We start from the raw sequence: 18,821 nt of genomic DNA on the forward strand, positions 1-18,821 counted from the left end.
CCCGGCGTACCTCGCGGTCGCACGGTTGCTCCCTCTCGGAGTGGCCCTGGCGGAGGGAGGTCAGACGATGGCTGCGAACGAGGACAAGCAGGCGGCGCGGCAAGCGACGCTCGACGCGCTGGAAGAACGCATCGTGCGCTCGGTCGAGGAACTCGTGTCGGGCGATGACTGGCGGCAGGCGATCGAGTTCGCCGCGAGGTTCCGCACCCGCTCGTTCAACAACACGCTGCTGATCTGGGCGCAGCATCTTGAAGCCTACGAACAGGGCCGGGTGCCGACACCGACGCCAACGTGGGTTGCCGGGTACAACGACTGGCGGAAGATGGGCCGCTGGCCGGAGAAGGACGGCGGCTATCGGATTCGCGGTCCGGTCAAGGCGAGGTTCGCATCGGCGACCCCGCGCGATCCAGCGTCGTGGCGCCGGCTCGGGAAGTGGGAGAAGCCGCGGCCGGGCGAGGTCGTGCGCAGGCGGATCGTCAGCGTCGTGCCGGCCTATGTGTGGGACGTGTCGAGGACGCACGGAGACCCGCTTCCCGAGCTGCCGCGTCCGAGGCTGCTGGAAGGCGAAGCCCCCGCTGGGCTGTGGGAGGGCCTGACCGGGCAGGCGGAGTCGCTGGGGTTCGAGGTGCTGCGGATGCCGCGCGACCGCATCGAGCGGGGCGCGAATGGCTGCACGGATTTCGAGACCCGTCAGGTGATGGTCTGCGCGGACATGGACCCGGCCGCGCAGGTCAAGACCCTCGCGCACGAGTTGGCGCACGTCCGGCTGGATGGCCCGAACCAGCAAGAGGACGCCCGCGAGCATCGAGGAATCAGCGAGGTACGCGCCGAGTCGGTCGCGCTGATGATCGCCGCCGCGCACGGCATGGACACCAGCGACTACACGATCCCGTATGTCGCCGGATGGGCGGCCAACGTCGATGGGAAGGACCCCGTGGCGGTCGTGCGAGCTACGGGCGAGCAGGTGCGCAGCACCGCATTCGACGTTCTTGACAAGCTCGACACGCCGCAGCTCGGGAACGGCAACCCATTGTCCCTGCGTGTCGGTGGCCCGGAGCGCACGTCGCAGTCTCAGGAAACGCCAGAGCAGGCCGCGCGCCGGGTCGAGCCGCTGCCGGAACGGGAGACACCGGCGGCCTCAGTCGGCTCGGGACGGGGCCTGTGATGGTCGCCCCCGCCACGGCTGCCGCCGTGTTCGGTCAGCTCGACGGGACGCCGCTGCCGGTCGCGGCGCGTGAGCTGGCGCGCGCCGGAGTGCCGGTGTTCCCTTGCGCGCCGGCCGGGAAGCGGCCGATCCCGGAGCGCGGGTTCCACGAAGCCAACGTCGACCTGGACCGGGTTGAGGGGTGGTGGCGGTCGCGGCCGACCGCGAACATCGGCATCCCGACCGGCGCCGTCTCGGGGCTGGTCGTGATCGACGTGGATGTGCACGGCGTCAACGGGTATGCCGCCTATGCGCGGGCGGCGCGGGCCGGGCTGATCCCCGAGCCGTTGGCGGTCGTGCGCACACCCACCGGCGGCCAGCACGCCTACTTCCCAGCCGACCCGCACCAGACGCAACGATCCTGGCAGGCCGGGAAGGTCGGCATCGACTGTCGCGGGGACGGCGGCTACATCATCGCTCCGCCCTCGCTGCTGCGGCTCGACGGCGTGCGCACCCCGTACCGGATCGAGCAGGTCGCGGCCGGTGCGGCCCGGCCGATAGATGCGGGCCGGTTGCGGGACTTCCTCGATCCTCGGCCCGCGCCCCGGCCGCGCCTCGGCGGGCCGGTGCGGCGGGAGGACGCGGAGCGGCTGGCAACGTGGCTGGGCCGGCAGGCCACCGACCGCAACCTCAAACTTTTCTGGGCCTCGTGCCGGTTAGCCGAGGGCGGGGTGCCGCTCACGGATGCCCTGGACGCGATGGTGACGGCCGCGCAGTCGGACTTCGGGGAGCGGGAAATCACCCGCACCGTCTACAGCGCCTATCGCAGCGTCGGCGCCGGAGCCCGGCGGGACCGTCCCGCCGCATCGGCTTCGGGCGAGTTCGCTCGCGTGAACGTGCAGCAGCGGGCGCCCGCCACGCGGGGGCTGTCGTGAAGGAGCTACGCGGCCGCCGGTGGGCGGTCATCACCTCGGTCGCCGGGACCGTGTTCATCGCTGCCGGCGCGTTCTGGTTGTCGTTCACGTCACTGGCCGACCTTGCCCGCCGCTCCGGGATCGGGGCCGGGCAGGCGTGGGCGTGGCCGCTGATCGTCGACGGCGTGATCGTGGTCTCCACGGTCGCCGTCGTCGCCCTCGCCGGGGAGCGAGCGGCGTGGTATCCGTGGGCGTTGCTGGTCGGCGGTGCCGCGGTGTCGGTGACGGCGAACAGCTTGCACGCGGTGGTCGCGGCCGACGCCGACGTGCCCGGCCCGCTCGCGGCCGCGGTCGCTGCCGTGCCACCGGTCGTACTGCTGGCGATCACTCATCTGACCGTCGTGCTGACCCGCGCCACCGCACGCCCCGCTACCGCGCTCGAGGTGCCGCCGGCGGTCGAGCCGATCACCGCCCCGCCACAGAGCGAGACGGCACCTCTCGACCCGCCACCTACGGCGGCAGGCGTCACCGCTGCGGACTCGGACGGCGGGCCGGATCGACGGGCGCTCGCGGCAGAGCTGCGAGAGCAGGACTGGTCGAACAAGGCCATCGCCCGGCACCTGGGCGTGCATCCCTCGACGGTGGGCCGCTGGCTGCCTCGTGCCCACCAGTCCGATGAGGCGGACCCCTCCGAGTCGCAGCCCGAGATGGAAGGAGCCCTGCCATGAACGACGAGGACCGGATGCAGGAGCAGCATCGCTCCGAGCCCGAGCCGCCGCCCCATGAGCGGAACGACCCGGACCCGGCCGAGACCACCGAAGCAGCGGGGACGCCGGATGCGGTCAAGGACGCCGAGTCCCGCAAGGGCGCGAAGGAGAAGCTGGCGCGGGTACGGGGCCGGGGCGTGGATTGGGTGCGCCCGACCGACCTGATCGCCCAAGGCGGCGGCCGGCTGTCCCGCCGGGGCATCGACCGGACCGCCGATATGAACCGGCATGTCCGCGCCCCGATTGAGAAGGGCGCACGCTGGGTCGCCGAACGAGCCAAGCGTCTGCCGCCTCTGAGCGCGTTCGGCCGTCGCGGCGGCACCGAGCAGGGACCACGCCGCTCCGGGGTCGGGATGAGGTAGCCGGGTGGTGATGAGTCATGGGCGCCCACTCCGTCAAGGCGAGACCCGCAGTCGTCTGCGGGTGCACCTCTCCGTCGGGAGGTGCCCAAACCATGACCAACGACACCAGCACCATGAGCGAGACCAGCGGCCAGCCGGCTGAGAACTACCGCACCAGCGAGGGCCTGCGCGCCCTGCTGAAACGGCTCCACACCGCCGGCCGCGGCGCCTGGGAGCACGACCCGGCAGCGGCAGAGCTGATGGCGTTCGCGGCCGACAAGTACGCCGCGCTGGCGCACAAGCACCGGCTCGATCCGTGGGAGGCCGCGTCGGCGGCGTTCGACGTGATGCGCACCAAAGCCGCCCGCACCGCCGATGACCCGTGGGCGGTCATCACGCACGCGGTGAGGATCACCTGCATCGCCGAGGAACGCGGCCAAGGGCTGCTGTGCTCGACCCACCAGGCACGCCGGCCCCGCTACTCGATCTTCCACGACCCCGAACGACTCTCCGACCGCGAGAACGTCCTGAGCGACTATCACCCCGCGTTCCAGATCAAGGACGCCCACGACCGCGACGACACCCCGCAGCAGACACCGGCCGAGCCGGCGGCAACGACGGCGGCGTCGGCGGTCGAGGACGCGATCACGCTGCTGATGCTGCTGGACTGGCCCGAGGGCACGGCACGCTCGGCGGTGGAGCACGTCTGCGTCGCGCTGACCCGCGTCGGGAACCGGCACACCGCCTACGAGACGCTGCGACGCGACAAGCACGCCAGAGCCCTGATCGACCTTCCGGGACGCTCCTGGGCGGTGCTGCTGCGCGCCCTGCTCGGCTGCCCGGACCCGACGCTCGCGGCGACCGGCGCGGGACGCGGCGTGCTGCTACGTCTGCTGATCGGCGAGACGCTGCCAGTGCTGCTGCGCGATGACGACCTCGTGCTCACCCTCTCGCTGGCTGCACCGGGTACGACGAAGGCGCGGAGTGCGGGATGAGCGCACCGGCCGGGCACATCGAGCTGGAGCGGGCGGTGGACTCCATCACTGTCGGCCAGCGGCACCGCACGGACCTGGGCGACCTGGACGCGCTCGCGGCGTCGATCGACCGGGATGGGCTATTGCAGCCGCCGACGATCACCCCGGATGGGGTGCTGGTGTGCGGGGCACGTCGGATGGCGGCGATCAAGAAGCTCGGCTGGCGGCGCGTCAGCGTGTGGGTGCGATCCGGCATCTCGGACCGGCTGGGGCATCTGCTGGCCGAGCAGGACGACAACCAGCTCCACAAGCCGCTCACCCCGATCGAGGCCGCCGCCTTGTACCGGGAGATCAAGGAACTCATGGCCGAGGACGCCGCCCGTCGCAAGGCCAAGACCCAGTTCCAAGACGGTCATGAGCCGGGACAGCATGGTCCCGCCGATTCGACGGGACCATCGGACTCGCACCAGCTCGGGGACGCTCGCGCGCAGGCGGCGCGGATGGTGACCGGCTCGGCGTCCTACAGCCGGCTGGAACAGATCGGCTACCTGCAACACCTGGCCGACGACCCGACCGTCTCCGAGACGGCGCGCGCGCAGGCGCGGGACGGGCTGGCGCAAATCGAGGCCGGCGCGGCGGTCAACCCGATCTTCCAGCGCCTCCGCGACACCCAAGCCGAGGCCGACAGCGAGCGGGACCGGCGGTTGCACGAGCTGGCCGACGAAGCCCTGGCCCGCGTCCACGCCACCAAGACCAGCAAGGCGGCGAAGCCGACAGCACCGAAGCGTCGCCCCGCCGCTGAAGACGAGGGACCGGCGCGGTACCCGGTGCGGGCGTTCGTTCTGACCTGGGCCGACCTGGAAGCGTGGTGGACCCACTACGACGTCGACGAGCTGGCCATCGAGCTCACCGACGAGCAGGCCGAGGCATTCTTCGCCACCGTCGAGGGCACCACCCAGTTCGCCGATCAGCTCCGCACCGCCCGCGCTACCGTCGCCGCTGAGTCGGACGGTCGGCCGCTGCTGCGCGCCCTCTGACCGGAGTCGCCGCCGCCGTCCGTCGTCGTTCCGGGCGGCGAGCACCTGGCAATATGAAGACGAATCCCGCCTCCTGGTCCCGTGGCCGCCTGATCGCCATGATCGCCGCCGGCCTCGCCCTGCTGATCCTGATCGGCATCGGCGTCTACGGGCTCATCGCCGGCCCCCAGCGACCCGCCACATCCGATCCCGGATCAGACCCCGCGGTCACCGCGCCGGGCGAGACCGGGCCGGACACGCCGCGACTGCCGCAGGTTACGCCGTCCAGCGATCCCGACGAGTTCGCCCGCAACGTCGCCGAGGCCCTGTTCGCGTGGGATACCGGCTCGGGGCTGATGCCCTTGGACTACACCAGCGTGATCCTCGCTGTGGGCGACCCGTCCGGCACCGAACAGGCCGGCCTCGCCTCCGACATCGCGTCCTATCTGCCCCCGCGTGAGGCGTGGATCGAGCTGCGCAAGTACGCCACCACCCAGCACCTCACCATCGAGTCCTCCTTTGTGCCCGAGGCATGGGACACCGCGGTCGAGCAGGCCCAGCCCGGCCAGCTCCCGCGTGGTGCGACCGCGGTCACAATCGAAGGAACCCGGCACCGCGAGGGCGTCTGGAACGGCGAGACAGTCACGAGCGAGCATCCGGTGTCGTTCACGATCTTCCTGGCCTGCCCGCCCCCGGCACCGGAGTTCCGCACCGGCCTGTGTCATGTGCTGCGCCTGTCGCAGCTCGACAACCCGCTGCGATGACAGGAGGCGCGTCGTGGTCAAGAAGCTCCTCATCCTCGGACTCGCCTTCGTCTTGTTCGGGCCTGCCTGCGTCCTGCTGTCGATCGGCGTGCTGATGAACCCCGCCGCCGCGAACTGCGCCGTCCCCGGCGGCAGCGTCACCGTGGGCACCGTTCCCGACTCGTTGACCGTCACCACCCAAGACGGCACCACCTTCACGCTGAACCGGCAGCAGCTCACGCACGCGGCCACGATCGTCACGGTCGGCGGCAGCATCGAGGGCGTCGGCCGGGCCGGCATCAAGATCGCGCTGATGGCCGCGCTCACCGAGAGCACCCTGCGCCAGCTCGCCAACACGGGCGCCTACCCCGAGTCCGTGAACTACCCCAACGACGGCAACGGCGGCGACCACGACTCCCTCGGTTTGTTTCAGATGCGCCCGCAATCCGGCTGGGGAACCGTCGCGGAGCTGATGGACACGACCTATCAGGCCCGCGCGTTCTACGGCGGACCCGATGGCCCGAACTATCCCTCACCGCGGGGCCTGCTGGACATTCCCGGCTGGGCGCAGATAGACCCCGGCGAGGCCGCGCAGGCCGTCGAGGTCAGTGCTTATCCGGACCGTTACCGCAACTACGAGCCGGTCGCCGAACGCATCCTCGACGCCCTCACCGGCGCGACGGGTGCGGCCGGCCCGGCCGCCGCCCCGTTGGCGGCGGGTCCGGTCGCGGAGTCCTCACGGGTCGTGTTCCCGCTGCCCGAGGGCACCTGGGTGATGACCTCCCCATTCGGGCCGCGCATCCACCCGATCACCGGGGAGCCGTCGTTCCACACCGGCACCGACTTCGCCGCACCGGACGGTACGCCGATCCTCGCCGTCGCGGACGGCACCGTGACCGTGGCCGAGTTCTCCGGCGGCTACGGCGGGCTCATCGTCATCGAGCACCAGATCGACGGCGCGACGGTGGCGACGGCCTACGCGCATATGTGGCAGTCCGGCATCCACGTCTCGGCGGGTGACCGGGTGACCGCGGGCCAGCACATCGGCGATGTCGGCAGCTCCGGCAATAGCACGGGACCGCACCTGCACTTCGAGGTCCGGCCCGGCGGCACCAATGGCGAGGCCGTCGACGCCGCAGCGTGGCTCAACGACCACAACGCGGCCGACCTGCCCGAAGCCACCGTCGGCAGCCCCGCTGGATGCGACACCAGCGGCGGCACCGCGGGCGCGCCGGCACCGCTGGACGGCGACCCCGACCGGATGGTCGATGACCCCACCAGCAGCGGGCAGATCACCGCGCGCATGGCGCACGTCATGGCCCAGGCCCGCGCGGCCTTCCCCGACACCTCGTGGGCGTGCTACTCGCCCCGTCCGGGCACCGTCTCCGAGCACCCGCTGGGCCGCGCGTGTGACGTGACGTTCGGTAACGCGATCGGCCAGTACCCGACGCCCGCGCAGCTCGAAGCCGGATGGGCGCTCACGAACTGGCTGAGAGACCATGCCGAGGTCTTGGGCGTGGAGTACCTGATCTGGCAGAACCAGATTTGGTCTCTCGCGCGTGACGCCGAGGGCTGGCGTGACTACACCCGCGGCACCGACATCACGACCAAGCACATCGACCACCTGCACATCACCGTCCAAGCCGGCGGTGCGTGATGGACGTGTTCCCCGACTTCGACGGGCTGGGCGGCATCGGCGATCTGAAACAGGTCATCGGCGCCCTGCTGACGATCGTGCTGATCGTCGCGGTGCTCATGGTGATCGTCTCCGCGATCTGCTGGGCGTTCGGCGCGTCGCACGGCAACCCCGCCCTCGCCTCCAAAGGCCGGGTCGGGGTGCTCGTCGGCGTCGGCGCCGCCGCGCTCGCCGGCGCGGGAGTCGCATGGGTGAACTGGCTCATCGCCCTCGGCAACCAGCTCTGACCCGCACCGAGTGAAGGCACGCCTGTGGGGAGTCCTTTCTCATGTCCTCACGCGCTCGCCGGTGTCCAGTCGCTCGCCGGCCTACCTCGCCATCACCAAGCCATCCGCTCAGCGAGGGAGTACCCGCCGTGATCGACATTGACCCCAACAGCAACGGCCTGCCGGGCATCGAACAGCTCCGCACCATCGTCGGCGCCGTGATGACGGTCGGCCTCATCCTCAGTGTCCTGGCGCTGATCGTGAGCGCGATCGTGTGGGCCTACGGCGCCAACTCCAGCAACCCGCACCTCTCCGGTCGGGGGAAGTTGGGCGTCCTCATCTCCTGCGGTGCTGCGGTGATCTGTGGTGCGGCGGTGACGCTCGTGAACTTCTTCTGGAACGTCGGCCAGGCCGTCTGAGACGGCCGGTCACACAGCAGGAGATTCGTGATGGGTGTCTGCGACGTTCCCGTGATTTCGACCGTCTGCGACGTGGCCGGCGAGGCGGCCGCGACGGTCGTGGCCGCCCCGTTCGACTGGCTCGCCCAGGCGATGGGCGGCGCGGCCGGCTGGCTGATCGAGGCGATGTGGGCCGTGTTCGACACGACCACGCTGGTCGATGTCCAGACGGACGGGTTCACCAGCGTCTACAACCTGATCTTCGGCATCGGGGTCTTCCTCGTCCTCATCTTCTTCTGCCTGCAACTCATCACCGGGCTGATACGCCGGGACCCGACCGCGTTGTCCCGTGCGGCGCTCGGCGCGGCGAAATCGGTGCTCGGTGCGTCCGTGGTCGTCACGCTGACCGCGCTCGCACTGGAAATCGTGGACCAGCTCTGCATCGGCATCATCCAGGCGTCCGGGGAGACCACCGGGACGATGGGCGACAAGATCATCCTGCTCGCCGCCGGGCTGAGCGGCATCAACATCGCCGCGCCCGGCGTCGGCGCGATCGTGACCATCTTCCTGGCCGGGCTGATGATCGCCGCCGTCGCGATCGTCTGGTTCAGCCTGCTGATCCGCAAGGCGCTGCTGCTGGTCGGCGTGGTGCTCGCGCCGATCGCGTTCGCCGGCGCGTCCTGGGACGCCACCAAGGGGTGGATCGGGAAATGGGCGGCGTTCGTGATCGCCCTCATCATCAGCAAGCTCGTGCTCGTCGTCATCTTCTTGCTGGCGGTCACGCAGATCGCCACCCCGATCGAGCTGGACATCGCCGCCGTCACCGAACCGATCACCGGCATCGTGCTCATGGGCATCGCGGCCTTCGCGCCCTACATGGTCTACCGCTTCGTCTCCTTCGTCGGCTTCGACCTGTACCAGCAGATGGGCACCGAGCAGGAGGCCAAGAACGCGCTAAACCGTCCCGTCCCGATCCCGTCCAAGCCTCAAGGCAGCGGCGAGCCCAAGAAGGTTCTCGAAGGCCCGACAGGTGGTGGTGGGTCCGGTGGCGGATCAGGCGGAACCCCACCGCCCAAGGCTCCCGCGCCGGCTGCGGGAGGAGGCGGAGCCAGCGCAGCGGGCGCAGGTGCCGGAGGCGGGGCAGGTGCCGGAGCAGGAGCGGGGGCCGCCGCGGGACCGGCGGCAGCCGTCGTGATCGGAGCGAAGGTCGCCAAGGACGCCGCCGAAGCCGGGCCAAAGGCGGGGCACGCGGTGGCCGGTCAGGCCGAGACCGCCGCGGACGCAGCAGCTGGGCAGAACGGCGGCACCCCGCCGCCGTCGCAGGCGCCCCCGCCGTCCACGCCGCAGCCGCGGATTCGCACGGAGCCGTCCAACCCCACGGCATCGCCGCGGGGCAAGGAGTGACCAGTCATGCCCACCACGGAACAGAAGACACCCGGTAGCGAGCTGACGCCAATGAAGTTCAGCCGGCTCACCCGCCGCGGGGTGCTGCTCGGCCTTTCGGTCGCACAGCTCGTCACCCTCGGCATCGGCGGGCTGGCGCTGCTGGCCGCGTTCTACGGCGGCGCGGGGATGCTGCTGGCCTACACCGCCCCGGTCTGGCTGCTCGCCATGGTGCTGACGTGGGTGCCGGTCGCCGGTAGGCCGATGGTCGAATGGCTCCCGGTCGCGCTCTGGTGGCTGTGGCGCTCCACCGGTGGACAACTGCTCTACCGGCGCCGGATCGTCAAGCCCCGCCCGGCCGGGAACCTCGCGCTGCCCGGCGACATGGCCCGGCTGCGGGAGCACCTGGACCCCGAGACCGGGGCGTGCATGATCCACGACCCCCGCCAGGCAACCTTGACAGTCGTGACGGAAGTGACCCATCCGGCATTCATCTTGCTCGACCCCGGCGAGCAGGAGCGGCGGGTGGCCTCGTGGGGGCGAGTGCTCGCCACGGTCTGCCGGTCCGGGAGGATCGCGACCCTGCAAGTGCTCGAACGGACCCTGCCGGACTCCGGTAGCGGGCTGGCCGAGTGGTGGGCCGAGCACGGCACCGACGACGGCTCCTGGGCCGCGACCACCTATCGCGAGCTGATCGAGCGGGCCGGCCCCGCCGGGGAAAGGCACGCCACCACGGTCAGCCTCTCCCTGGACATGAAGGTCGCCGCCCGGCAGATCAGGACCGCCGGCGGCGGCATCCGCGGCGCCGCCGCAGTGCTCCGGCAGGAGATGGCGACCTTGGTCGCCGCGCTGCGGTCTGCGGACCTGACCCCTTTGGGGTGGCTCGGCCCCGGTCAGGTCGCGGTCATCCTCCGCTCGGCGTATGACCCGGCCGTGGCCGCCACCTTGGAGCGCCACGGGCGGCTCGGGCAGGAACTCGCCGCCGCCGGGCCGGTGGCGGTCACCGAGACCTGGGGCAACCTGCGCACCGACTCCGCGTGGCACACCGTCCTGTGGGTCTCGGAATGGCCCCGCAGTCTCGTCTATCCGGGGTTTCTCGCGCCGGTGCTGCTCTCCACCGGCATCCAACGATCGGTGTCGTTGGTCTACACCCCGATGCGCTCGGACCAGGCGGCCCGCGACATCCGCAAGAAGAAGGTCGAGCACATCTCGGATGCAGCCCAGCGCGCCCGGATCGGGCAGATCGAGGACGCCGCCCAGACCGCCGAGTACCAGGACGTCCTGCAACAAGAAGCCGACCTGACCGCCGGCCACGGCGTGCTGCGCGTCTCCGGGCTCATCTCCGTCTCCGCCCCCAGCGTCGACGAGCTGGAAGCCGCGGTCGCCGCGATCGAACAAGCCGCGATCCAGGCCTCCTGCGAGACCCGGCGGCTCGTCGGCCAGCAAGCGGTCGCGTTCACGGCGGCGGCGCTGCCGCTGTGCCGCACGGTGTGAGCGGCGCGCTCACCTGGCAGGCATCCCACCCTCGTTGAAGGAGGCCCGTGATGCCCACGTTCACTGATCCGGCCCGCGACGCCAGCGAAGCCTACGAGGCGTTGCGCGGGCTCGCGCACGCCACCCGCGCCTTCGAGAACCCGGCCGACACCTACGCCGTGATAGGAGACCTGCTGGGCGGGCTGCGATCGCTGCGGCAGGTGCTCGATCAGCTCGCCACCGCCCACCTGACCCGTCAGCACCACGTCACCGACGACGCCCGCGACCACGCCGCCGGCGCGGCCGCGGCACTGGCGGCCGCCGACGAGCTGCACCAGGCCGGCACCCTCATCGACCAGGCCGACGACTGCCTCAGCGCCGCCTTCAACCAGTCAGGCCGGATCGTCTGGAACCCGCAGGACCGACGTGTCGAGCGGTGGATCGGCGTCGTGTTCCTCCAAGGCGAGGAAGCCGACCAGACTCTCGACCTCATCGACCGAGGCGGCGACGAGGCGGCCATCGAGCATCTGTCCATGTGGGACTACGGCGACGAGACCACCAACGCCGCCTTCGAGAACGGGGATGTCCACGACACCGCCCCCGTCTACCCCGGAGACCGGCAGGCCGAGACCGGCGACTACGCCATGACCTACAACCTCCAAGCCGGGCACGTCGCGCTCTACCGACGGCACCTGATCCCCGCCGAAGACGCCATCGACCCGCCCACCGCCGTGCACGTCCCGCCGACCCGCGACACCGCCGGCCGCGAGACGGCAGCTCGACGCAGCGCCGTCCGAGACGGGGGCTGGTTCGAGCATCCCGGCGTCGCCGCGGTCAAGCAGGCTCGCGGGCTGTCGCTCTGACATAGCCACCACAGAGACGCGCGGGCGTGCACCTGCCCGCCATGAACAGCGCAGACCCCACTGCTCCGATGTCCCGGCAAGTAGGGACGCTCACCTTGACCGTATGGCCGGACTCGCCACTGGGCGAGCACCAGCGATACGCTCACCGCATCGAGGACACCGCGACCGGGCAGACGCTCGACGGCCGGGACCTGTTCACCGGAGCCGGAGCGGCCGTGGCCCCGGACCGCGCGATGCGCGACCTCGCTGGCTACCTGACCGCGGCCGGCGACGCCCGCCAGCACGCCATCAACAACCCTGGCAGCAGCTCCGAACACGAGGGCCTGTTCCCCGGCTGGGTCGCTGAGACCGCTCACCAGAACGCGGACGCGCTGGCCCTGCTCGGCATTGAGGACTCGCCGCAGCCCAAGCCGGACATGCCGCAGCGACCTCGCCCGGCGCCGGACTCGTCGTGGTTCGACCGTCTCGCCGGCGGTTGGGTCTCCGAGACGCGGGGGCGGTCGTTGTGAGCCGGGGCGAGAAGCTGCATACCGCTGTCCTCGTCGCGCCCGCCTCGGAGCGGCGCCGGCTGCGCAAGCAGCGGCGGCAAGCCGCCGCCCGGCTCGTCGCCGAGCAGCGTCACGTCGAAAAGGCAGCGGCCCAGGCCAAGGCCGCCGCCGAACGGGCCGAACGCCGCGCCACGGTCTACCTGCCCGCCGCCGGCGAGCCCGGTCCAGCGGCGCTGAGGACACCGGGCCGGTTTCGGGTGCCCCGGCATCAGGACACCAGTGCCGTGCTCGCCGGGCAGTACCCGTTCCTGGCCGAAGCCGGGCTCGGAGCCGCGGGAATCTTCATCGGCCAAGACCTCTACAGCGGCTCGTCGTTCGTGTACGACCCGTGGGAGTTGTACCGGAGGGGCATCATCACCGCGCCGAACCTGATCTTGGCCGGGATCGTCGGCTCCGGGAAGTCCTCGCTCGCCAAGAGCCTCTACACCCGCAGTCTGCCCTTCGGGTATCGCGTCTATGTGCCCGGCGACCCCAAGGGCGAGCACTCCGGCGTCGCGGAGGCAGTCGGCGGGAAAGCAATCGTCCTCGGGCACGGGATGGGCAACAGGCTCAACCCATTGGATGAGGGCTACCGGCCCGGCGGCCTGTCGGATCAGGAGTGGGCCACCACCCTGGCCGCGCGACGCCGCGATCTGCTCGGAGCCTTGACGGAGACGGTGCTGGATCGGCGGTTGGCGCCGTTGGAGCACACCGCGATCGACACGGCCCTGGCCGGCGCGGTGCGCGATGCGGCCGTGCCGATCCTGCCGATGGTGGTCGAGCGGCTGCTGCGCCCCGACCCTGCCGACGACCCGGACGGGCGACTCACCGAGGACGGCCGCCAGGTCGGCCACGCGCTGCGCCGGTTGGTGGCCGGGGACTTGGCCGGTTTGTTCGACGGGCCCAGCACCGTCAGGTTCGACCCGTCCCTGCCGATGGTCAGCCTCGACCTCTCGCGCGTCACCGAGAACAGCACGCTGATTTCGGTGCTGATGACCTGCTCATCCGCATGGATGGAAGCCGCCCTGCTCGACCCCAACGGGGGCCGCAGATGGGTCGTCTACGACGAGGCATGGAGGCTCATGTCCCACCCGGCGCTCCTACGGAGGATGGACGCGCACTGGCGGCTGGCGAGACACTACGGGCTGGCGAACCTGCTGGTGTTCCACAAGCTCACCGACTTGGAGAACGTCGGCGATGCCGGGTCGGCGAACCGGGCTCTGGCAAACAGCCTGCTGGCCAACGCGGAGACCAGGATCGTCTACCGGCAGGAGACCGATCAGCTCGGCCCTACCGCCGTCGCGCTCGGACTGACCGGCACCGAACGCGGCCTGCTGCCCGGACTCGGCACCGGGCAAGGGCTCTGGCGGATCAAGGACCGGGCCTTCGTCGTGCAGCACCAACTCCACCCCGCCGAGCTGGCCGCGTTCGACACCACCGCTCGCATGACCGGCGATCCCCGTAGGTTCAAGATTCCTGAAGCCTGATTCGCGGGAAGACGAGGATCGAGACTCTTGTGGAGGGCTTATGGGGTCGCATGTTCGTGGAAGATGCGACCCCACGGTTCAGGCTGATGATATTAGTGTCCGTTGCCGAGCCCGCCGGTTAGTCGGGCGTGGAACGCGGTGGTGTAGTCGTTCATGCCGATGAACTCGACGGTCTTGCCGTGCTGTTCGTACTTCGTCTCGATCGCGTCGAGCGCGGCGACGGTGGAGGCGTCCCAGATGTGGGATTTCGTGAGGTCGATGACCACCCGGTCGGGGTCGTCGGCGTACTCGAACATCGTGGTGAGGTCGTTGCTGGAGGCGAACAGCAGCTGCCCTTCGACCGTGTAGTGCGCGACTGGCGCGCCGTCCTGCTCGGTGACCTCGCGGCGCACGTCGATGAGGTGGGCGACGCGGCGGACGAACATCACGGAGGCGACGAACACGCCGACGACGACGCCGATTGCGAGGTTGTGGGTGGCCACGACGACAGCGACGGTGATGACCATGACGGTGGTCTCGCTCTTGGGCATCCGGCGCAGGGTGGACAGTTTGATGGAGTGCCAGTCGAAGGTGCCGACCGAGACCATGATCATCACCGCGACCAAGGCGGCCATCGGGATGATCGCGACGATGTCGCCGAGGACGACGATGAGGATCAGGAGGAACACACCGGCGAGGAACGTCGAGATTCGGGTGCGCGCGCCGGAGGCCTTGACGTTGATCATGGTCTGGCCGATCATCGCGCAGCCGCCCATACCGCCAAAGAAGCCGGAGACGAGGTTCGCGACGCCCTGCCCCCAGCCTTCGCGGGTCTTGTTCGAGTGCGTGTCGGTAATATCGTCGACGAGTTTCGCGGTCATCAGCGATTCCATGAGCCCGACCAGCGCCATCGCCAACGCGTAGGGGGCGATGATCGTCAGCGTTTCCCAGGTCAAAGGCACGTTCGGGATGAACAGCTCGGGCAGGCTGCGAGGCAGCTCGCCCTTGTCGCCGACGGCGGGAACGTTGATCGCGAAGACCACGACCGCAGCAGTGACGAGCACGATCGACACCAAGGGCGCCGGGATGATCTTGGTGATCTTCGGCATGAAGATCATGATCAGCAGCCCTACTGCAACCAGCGGGTAAACCATCCAGGGCACGCCGACGAGTTCGGGTACCTGGGCCATGAAGATCAGGATCGCCAGGGCGTTGACGAAGCCGACCATGACGCTGCGCGGGATGAACCGCATGAGCTTCGCGACTCCGAACACGGCGAGCACGATCTGCAGCACGCCTGCGAGCAGCACAGTGGCGATGAAGTAGTCCATCCCGTACTCCCGCGCCACCGGCGCAATGACGAGTGCGATTGCCCCGGTGGCGGCGGTGATCATCGCGGGGCGCCCGCCGACGAACGCGATGGTGACAGCCATGATGAACGAGGAGAACAGCCCGACCTTGGGATCGACTCCGGCGATGATCGAGAAGCTGATCGCCTCCGGGATCAGGGCCATGGCCACGACGAGGCCGGCGAGGACTTCGCGGGTGAGGATGCGCGGGGTCTTGAGCGCGGTCAGCACTGAGGGTTCGGGCCGATACCGGTTTCGGTCTTCAGCGGTCATGGTCACTGTGGTCATGAGGCAGGCCTCCAAGGTCAGGGCGGGTCAGGCGTGACACCATCGAAGAGTGAGAGCGCGCGTCTCGGCGCGCGCCCGACAGCCCCCACTTGCGGTCTGGCAGTCGGGAGGATGCCCGGCAGAAGACGCGGGCACAAAAGTCGACTCTAACGTAACGTGAGGGTTGAGAGCGAATCACGAAGGAGCAACCCATGCCTGGATCCGGAATGATGCACATCGGAGAGCTGGCCGAACGCACGGGGCTGTCGTTGCGCACGATCCGCCACTACGACCAGATCGGGCTACTCGCCCCGTCGGGCCGCTCAGAGGGTGGGTTCCGTCTTTACACCGAGGACGACTACGACCGGCTCATGCTGATCCGCCGGATGAAGCCGCTGGGGTATTCGCTGGAGCAGATGGGTGACTTGCTCCGAGCGCTGGACAGTACGCGCAGCAATGACGCGCGCGGAGCGGACGGAGAAGTCGCGTTGGCGCAGTTCCTGGATGACGCGCAAGAGCGTCGAGCGAAGCTCGCGCAGCAGCTTGATGCTGCAGATGAGTTCATCGGGCTGCTCAACGCTCAGATCGAGAAGTAGTCGCCGCGTCCCGTTCACGTGCTTGCAGGGAGCTATCAGCCGGCGGCTCGATGATCATAATCGCATAGTGCATTACGGCCTCAAGGAATCATGATGATCTGTCGAGATTCCTGAGAGCGCTCCTGTCCACTGTCGCGCACGGCGCACCTCACGGGCAACGAAGACCTGCAACGAAGATGCGGCTGTAGAGACAGAAGGCTAGAAATTCCCCGTATTCTTGAACGTTCGTCCGGACTCCTGACGATTCATCGGTTGGACTGACGCTTGCTGGGGATCGCCGAACGGTTCCTCCCGGAGTCGTGACCGGCCCGGCCGCCAACCCCCGTGCGTCCTGCGGCCCTTGACTGTTGCCGGTAGGGGGCGGGTGCACCTGGCGGCATGAGGAAACCCAAGCCGCAGCCTGAGCCTGTCCCGGTCTCGATCCCGCTCGTCGTGCTTGACGTGCGCGAGGACGGCACCGTGACCGTCACCGTCGACGGGAAACGGTTGGACCCCGACCCTTTTGCGCCGCCCTGGCGACGATCCTCGTTCGGGCAGATCATCGACCGCGCCACGAACGACCGGACGACACCGGCCAGGGTCGAGGTCCGCGAAGCGGACGGCACGACCTTCACCGACATCATCGCCGCCCGCCGCCGGCGTTCCCGCCCCGAGCCCACATCGGAACCCGAAGCGCCAACCGGGCCGGTGCTCTACGCCATCGAGGGCGAGGGGTTCGTTCCCGGCGAGGACGTGGCGGTCGCCGTCATCACCGGGCACACCGACGCCGCCCACACCGGCACCACCCGTGCCCTCATCGACCCGGCCGGGGTCGGAGTGGATCACGCCGGCGGGGTCATCGAAGTCATCCTGTTCGGCCGCGTCTCCGGCACCACGAACATCCGGCGGCTGCCGTGAACGAGCAGGGTCACCAGACCGGTTCGTTCGGGGACGAGCTGACCAACGCCGCGATGATCGGCCTGGTCGTCCTGTTCGGCGTCGCGCTGATCCTGCGCGCCGCTGGATCAGTGGCCGCGTTCCTGACCGGCACACCCCAGCCGGCCAGCGATCCCGCCGCCGGGGTCGGAGTGCTGTTCCGCCCCGGCGATCCCGGCCTGGCGCTCGACGCAGACGGCCTCAACCCGGTCATCTACTGGCTCGTCGCCGGGCTGCTGCTCGCCGGCCTCGTCACCGGCGGGCTCTGGGTGTGGCTACGGCTGCGCCGCCACACTCACCGGATCGAAGCCGATCCGCGACGCATGGCCGGGATCGCCACCCGGCACGAGGTCACCGCCGCTGCGTCCGACAAGGCGCTGCTGCGCCGCGCCGGAAACCTGCGCCCCGGTCTGAGCGACCCACGGCCACAGGAGGTGGGATACCGGCTCGGCACCTCCAAGAGCGCCGGCGTGTGGGCCTCGGTCGAGGACTCGATCATGGTCATCGGCCCGCCCCGCTCCGGGAAGGGCCTGCATCTGGTGATCCCGGCGATCCTCGATGCCCCCGGTGCCGTCGTCGTCACCTCGACCAGGCCGGACAACCTCACCGCGACCATGCGCGCCCGCCGCAGGATCGGACCCGTCGCGATCTTCGACCCCCAGCACTTGGCCGAGGGTCTGCCCGCCGGTCTGCGCTGGTCACCCGTCCGGGGCTGCGAGTCACCGCAGACGGCGATGATCCGCGCCACCGGGCTCGCCGCCGGCACCGGCCTGTCCGCGGGCGGCGTCGATAGCGGAGGCTTCTGGGAGGGCAAGACACGGGCCGCGCTCCAAGCACTGCTGCACGCGGCGGCGATCGACAACCGACCGCCCGCCGAGCTGTTCCGGTGGACTCTCGATCCGACCGCGGCCGCTGACGCGGTGGCGATCCTGACCGGCTCCACCCAGGCCGCGACCGGATGGGCCGAGTCCCTGGAAGCGATGATCGACTCCGACCCCCGCACCCGCGACTCGATCTGGCAGGGCGTCTCCCTGGCTCTCGGCTCGCTGGCCGACCCGCGCGTGCTCGACGCCGTATCACCCGCCCCTGGTGAGGGTTTCGACCCCGAGGCGTTCATCCGCGACCGCGGCACGTTGTTCCTGTTGGCAACCGGCTCCGGTGCCGGAGCCAGCGCCCCGCTCGTCGCGGCGCTCGTGGAAGACCTCATCGAGACCGCCCGCCGCCTGGCCGCACGATCGGCCGGCGCCCGTCTCGATCCGCCGATGCTGCTCGCGCTGGACGAGATAGCCAACCTCTCGCCGTTGCCGTCACTGCCGACACTGATGGCCGAAGGCGGCGGGTCGGGGATCACAACGATGCCGGTGCTCCAATCGCTCGCGCAGGCGCGGGACAAGTGGAACGAGCACCAGGCGAACGCGATCTGGGACGCGAGCATCGTCAAGGTCATCCTCGGCGGCGCATCCAACAGCCGGGACCTGCAAGACCTGAGCGCCCTGGTCGGCGAACGCGACGAATACACCGACTCCGTGACGCTGGGCGATCACGGCACCCGCTCCAACCAGAGGTCCGTGCGCCGGGTGCCGATCTTCCCGCCCGACAAGATCAGGCGTCTCCCGTTCGGGACCGGGATCGTGCTGCTGCGTGCCGCACCACCGATCGTCACCGACCTGCACCCCTGGCCGAAGCGCCCCGACGCTGGCCAGCTCGTCGCCGACCGCACCGAGATGGAAGCCCTGCTGCGCCGCTCCGACACCTGAACGCCGGTCGCAGCAAGGAGCACCTG

At 70.0% G+C, this 18,821-nt stretch carries 19 protein-coding genes; 18 read left to right on the top strand and 1 reads right to left on the bottom strand.

Annotated features, from left to right (window positions below; translation table 11 throughout):
• The first annotated feature begins 67 nt into the window (after window positions 1–67).
• From A6Q79_RS03980 to A6Q79_RS04050, 15 genes are all read left to right on the top strand, one after another.
• Entirely contained in the window at window positions 68–1,165 is a 1,098-nt protein-coding gene (locus A6Q79_RS03980; protein ID WP_286689345.1) for an ImmA/IrrE family metallo-endopeptidase, read from the top strand.
• Window positions 1,165–2,079 (top strand): bifunctional DNA primase/polymerase, encoded by a 915-nt coding sequence (locus A6Q79_RS03985; RefSeq protein ID WP_286689346.1) that lies wholly within the window; start codon window positions 1,165–1,167, stop codon window positions 2,077–2,079. Before A6Q79_RS03980 ends, A6Q79_RS03985 begins: the two co-directional genes overlap by 1 nt.
• Entirely contained in the window at window positions 2,076–2,786 is a 711-nt protein-coding gene (locus A6Q79_RS03990) for a helix-turn-helix domain-containing protein (protein ID WP_286689347.1), read from the top strand. Before A6Q79_RS03985 ends, A6Q79_RS03990 begins: the two co-directional genes overlap by 4 nt.
• A complete protein-coding gene (locus A6Q79_RS03995) occupies window positions 2,783–3,187 on the top strand; it encodes a hypothetical protein (protein WP_286689348.1) in 405 nt (134 codons plus the stop codon). The genes A6Q79_RS03990 and A6Q79_RS03995 overlap by 4 nt, the downstream gene beginning before the upstream one ends.
• A 92-nt stretch (window positions 3,188–3,279) precedes the next feature.
• Window positions 3,280–4,161, top strand: a complete 882-nt coding sequence (locus tag A6Q79_RS04000) for a hypothetical protein (protein WP_286689349.1) — start codon at window positions 3,280–3,282, stop codon at window positions 4,159–4,161.
• Complete coding sequence (locus A6Q79_RS04005) at window positions 4,158–5,177, top strand: ParB N-terminal domain-containing protein (protein ID WP_286689350.1); 1,020 nt, start codon at window positions 4,158–4,160, stop codon at window positions 5,175–5,177. Before A6Q79_RS04000 ends, A6Q79_RS04005 begins: the two co-directional genes overlap by 4 nt.
• Window positions 5,178–5,230: 53 nt before the next feature.
• Window positions 5,231–5,920: a hypothetical protein gene (locus A6Q79_RS04010; protein WP_286689351.1), complete on the top strand. Its 690-nt coding sequence runs from the start codon at window positions 5,231–5,233 to the stop codon at window positions 5,918–5,920.
• Between the two features lie 13 nt (window positions 5,921–5,933).
• Complete coding sequence (locus A6Q79_RS04015; RefSeq protein ID WP_286689352.1) at window positions 5,934–7,556, top strand: M23 family metallopeptidase; 1,623 nt, start codon at window positions 5,934–5,936, stop codon at window positions 7,554–7,556.
• The gene (locus tag A6Q79_RS04020; RefSeq protein WP_034722682.1) at window positions 7,556–7,822 is read left to right on the top strand and encodes a DUF6112 family protein; all 267 of its coding nucleotides are present in this window, start codon (window positions 7,556–7,558) and stop codon (window positions 7,820–7,822) included. The genes A6Q79_RS04015 and A6Q79_RS04020 overlap by 1 nt, the downstream gene beginning before the upstream one ends.
• Window positions 7,823–7,950: 128 nt before the next feature.
• Window positions 7,951–8,220 carry a DUF6112 family protein gene (locus A6Q79_RS04025; RefSeq protein WP_286689353.1) on the top strand — a complete coding sequence of 90 codons (270 nt, stop codon included), beginning with the start codon at window positions 7,951–7,953 and terminating at the stop codon, window positions 8,218–8,220.
• Between the two features lie 51 nt (window positions 8,221–8,271).
• Window positions 8,272–9,603 (top strand): conjugal transfer protein TrbL, encoded by a 1,332-nt coding sequence (locus A6Q79_RS04030; protein ID WP_286689354.1) that lies wholly within the window; start codon window positions 8,272–8,274, stop codon window positions 9,601–9,603.
• 6 nt (window positions 9,604–9,609) lie between these two features.
• Window positions 9,610–11,076 carry an SCO6880 family protein gene (locus tag A6Q79_RS04035; RefSeq protein WP_286689355.1) on the top strand — a complete coding sequence of 489 codons (1,467 nt, stop codon included), beginning with the start codon at window positions 9,610–9,612 and terminating at the stop codon, window positions 11,074–11,076.
• Between the two features lie 50 nt (window positions 11,077–11,126).
• Entirely contained in the window at window positions 11,127–11,918 is a 792-nt protein-coding gene (locus tag A6Q79_RS04040; RefSeq protein WP_286689356.1) for a hypothetical protein, read from the top strand.
• 26 nt (window positions 11,919–11,944) lie between these two features.
• Window positions 11,945–12,427: a hypothetical protein gene (locus A6Q79_RS04045; protein ID WP_286689357.1), complete on the top strand. Its 483-nt coding sequence runs from the start codon at window positions 11,945–11,947 to the stop codon at window positions 12,425–12,427.
• Window positions 12,424–13,932, top strand: coding sequence for an ATP-binding protein (locus A6Q79_RS04050; protein WP_286689358.1), 1,509 nt, complete (start codon window positions 12,424–12,426; stop codon window positions 13,930–13,932). Before A6Q79_RS04045 ends, A6Q79_RS04050 begins: the two co-directional genes overlap by 4 nt.
• A gap of 92 nt (window positions 13,933–14,024) precedes the next feature.
• On the opposite strand, the gene A6Q79_RS04055 is transcribed toward A6Q79_RS04050, so the two are convergent.
• Complete coding sequence (locus A6Q79_RS04055) at window positions 14,025–15,548, bottom strand: SulP family inorganic anion transporter (RefSeq protein ID WP_286689359.1); 1,524 nt, start codon at window positions 15,546–15,548, stop codon at window positions 14,025–14,027.
• Between the two features lie 191 nt (window positions 15,549–15,739).
• Here A6Q79_RS04055 and A6Q79_RS04060 point away from each other — a divergent pair, with 191 nt between their 5' ends.
• From A6Q79_RS04060 to A6Q79_RS04070, 3 genes are all read left to right on the top strand, one after another.
• Window positions 15,740–16,123: a MerR family transcriptional regulator gene (locus A6Q79_RS04060; RefSeq protein WP_286689360.1), complete on the top strand. Its 384-nt coding sequence runs from the start codon at window positions 15,740–15,742 to the stop codon at window positions 16,121–16,123.
• Between the two features lie 378 nt (window positions 16,124–16,501).
• Window positions 16,502–17,020 (top strand): hypothetical protein, encoded by a 519-nt coding sequence (locus A6Q79_RS04065; RefSeq protein WP_286689361.1) that lies wholly within the window; start codon window positions 16,502–16,504, stop codon window positions 17,018–17,020.
• The gene (locus A6Q79_RS04070; protein ID WP_289016879.1) at window positions 17,017–18,795 is read left to right on the top strand and encodes a type IV secretory system conjugative DNA transfer family protein; all 1,779 of its coding nucleotides are present in this window, start codon (window positions 17,017–17,019) and stop codon (window positions 18,793–18,795) included. Before A6Q79_RS04065 ends, A6Q79_RS04070 begins: the two co-directional genes overlap by 4 nt.
• Window positions 18,796–18,821 lie beyond the last annotated feature (26 nt).

Origin of the sequence: Aeromicrobium sp. REDSEA-S32_B7, assembly GCF_001626145.1 — a bacterium.
In the GTDB taxonomy this organism is placed as follows: domain Bacteria; phylum Actinomycetota; class Actinomycetes; order Propionibacteriales; family Nocardioidaceae; genus Aeromicrobium; species Aeromicrobium erythreum.